Origin of the sequence: Campylobacter sp. TTU-622, assembly GCF_016598965.1 — a bacterium.
In the GTDB taxonomy this organism is placed as follows: Bacteria; Campylobacterota; Campylobacteria; order Campylobacterales; family Campylobacteraceae; genus Campylobacter_D.
In genome coordinates, this window is the sequence record NZ_JAENKR010000125.1 from 1 (window position 1) to 2,517 (window position 2,517).

Here is a 2,517-nt window from a genome sequence, read left to right on the forward strand (position 1 = left end):
AAGATGAATTATTACTTAAAGCTTATGCAAAAATTATAAAAGCTATAAAACATTCTAATACTTTTAAAAATGATTGTTTAAAAGAATATAATGAAATCAATGAGCTTTATTTAAAGCTAAATCATACAGATAATCAAGATTTAATTGATCTTATAATACAAAGAATTGATAAGTATAAAATAAAAACTGAAGACTTAAAAGAGCTTGCTCAAGCTGTTGGAGCTTTTTTAATCCAATTTGAATTAAATTTAGCTAGAATTTATGTCTTAAAAGCAAAAACAAAAGAAGATTCTTTTAATAAATCTTTAATTTGGATTAAAGAACATTTAGAATGGCTTAAAATGATATATGCACATATTAATGCACTTGAACTTGCTTTAATAAAAAACATTAAGCCTTTAGAAGAAGAGTTATATAAAAGGGGACTTGAAAAATGGACGGGGCAAAAGAGCTCTTTTTAAAAAACACAGCAGCACTTTTTGAGGTTGATCAAGTTTTAGCTTATAAGCTTAGATCTTTAGAAAATTTTTCTAGTTTTAGCATAGATAAAGAAGCTAATTTCATAAGACATGATAATGATAAAATTTATGAAAATGTAGATGAAGAATTAAAAACAAGCTTAGAGCTTTTTAAAAATGATTTTTATAAATATCCTGTTTTGTTTTTTTATGGTTTTGGAAATGGAAAACTTTATAAAATTTTATGTGAAAATAAAAATCATAAAGCTATCGTTGTATTTGAAGATGAGCTTGAAATTTTAGCTTTAGCTTTTCATCTTTTTGATTTTTCTAAAGAAATTAAAAGCGAAAAACTTATACTTTTTTATACTAAAGATCTTAACTTGGCTTCCTTAAATGCTTTATTTTCTTTTGAGTTTATAAAAAAGAGTATTAAAATTTATAATCTTCATATCCATAGTTCTTTTTATGCAAAACATTATTATGATAAAATCGAAAGCTTAAATAAAGATTTAATGGAAATTATAAGATTTGTAGTATTAAATCACGGCAATGATCCTATAGACTCTATGACAGGAATAGAACATACTTTAAATAATATTCCTAAAATGCTAAATCATGGAATTTTTCAAGAGTTTTTAAAATCAAGGAGAGCAAAACTTGAAAATGCCATACTAGTATCAACAGGACCTTCACTTACTAAACAACTTCCCTTGCTTAAAGAGTATCAAAATAAGGTGGCTATTTTTTGTGCCGATAGCGCTTATTCAATTTTAGCTAAAGAGAATATTAAGCCTGATTATGTTTGTATGTTAGAGCGTGATGAAATAGTAAGTGAGTGTTTTAATAATGATTTTGGAGATTTTGATAAAGATATACTTTTTATCTTAGCTTCTGTGGTAAGTAAAAAAACTATAGATTATTTGGAAAAAAATTATAGACGCTATATATTAGTGCATCGTCCTTTAAATTCGGCAGGCTCTTTAAAGCTTGATGAATATGGTTATCTTGGTGTAGGAATGAGTGTTGCTAATATGATTTATGAATTAATTGGTGCGCTAAGATTTAAAAATATTATTTTAATAGGGCAAGATTTAGCCTATGCTAAAGATGGGGTAACTCATGCAAAAGGGCATATATATGGAGAAAAAGGCGAAGAATTAAGAGATAATCTCTATACTTTAGCTTATGGAGGAAAAGGAGAAGTTAGAACTCAGCTTTCTTGGCAGCTTTTTAGACAACATTTTGAAAAGGATATTTTTTTTACTAAAACTAAATTAGGTATTACTACCTACAACTGCACAGAAGGTGGAGCAAGGATAGAAGAAAGCATAGAAAAACCTTTTAAAGAAGTTTGTGAAGAGCTTTTAAACGAGGATCTTTGCAAACCTTTTGAATTTCCAAAATCTTTAAGCTTAGATAAAATGAAGGAAAAATTAAAAAAGACGAAGAAAAATCTTGAAAAAAATGTCAATGAGAGTGAAAATTACATTAAAAAATGTAAAAATGAACTCAAAAAATTAGACTACGAGTTTAAAAAAGAGCAAAAAAATTTACAAACTCTTAGAAAGATCAAAGATAATTTGCTTCAATTTTTTAAAGAATTAAAAACATTAAAATTATTTAATGAACTTTCACAGGCCATGTATTTTCATAATGAATGTGAAGTTATGAAGTATGAAGTTTTAAATTCTTTAAAGCAAGATGAAAAATTGCTAGATTTTCTTTCTTCTCAAAATCTTTGGTTTTTGCAAATTTTAGATTATTTAAAAGCTCAAAATGAAACCATTAATAAAGCTATAAAAGAGTGGGAGATTTAAATGACCCCCTCTTTATTCTTAAAAAACCTAAATGCTCTAAATAATACTTTCTTAAAAGAAGAACTAAAGAAAATAAAATCAAATCTTAAATTTGAACTCATACAAGGTAAAGATAATTTAGATATAAATTTAAAAGAAATCAATGGGGGGGGGGAATTACTCTACCAAAACCCTCTTGCTGAACTAAACTCTATGTTAAACACTTATAATGATAAATACTTCTTATATCCTGTTCTTTA

At 26.2% G+C, this 2,517-nt stretch carries 1 protein-coding gene and 2 pseudogenes; all 3 read left to right on the top strand.

Annotated elements, in window-relative coordinates; translation table 11 throughout:
- Nucleotides 1-461: pseudogene (locus tag JG677_RS07735) on the top strand (motility associated factor glycosyltransferase family protein); the annotation flags it as partial.
- Nucleotides 434-2,278: a motility associated factor glycosyltransferase family protein gene (locus JG677_RS07740; protein WP_200286065.1), complete on the top strand. Its 1,845-nt coding sequence runs from the start codon at nucleotides 434-436 to the stop codon at nucleotides 2,276-2,278. The pseudogene JG677_RS07735 and the gene JG677_RS07740, both read left to right, overlap by 28 nt.
- A pseudogene (locus JG677_RS07745) lies at nucleotides 2,279-2,517 on the top strand (motility associated factor glycosyltransferase family protein); the annotation flags it as partial.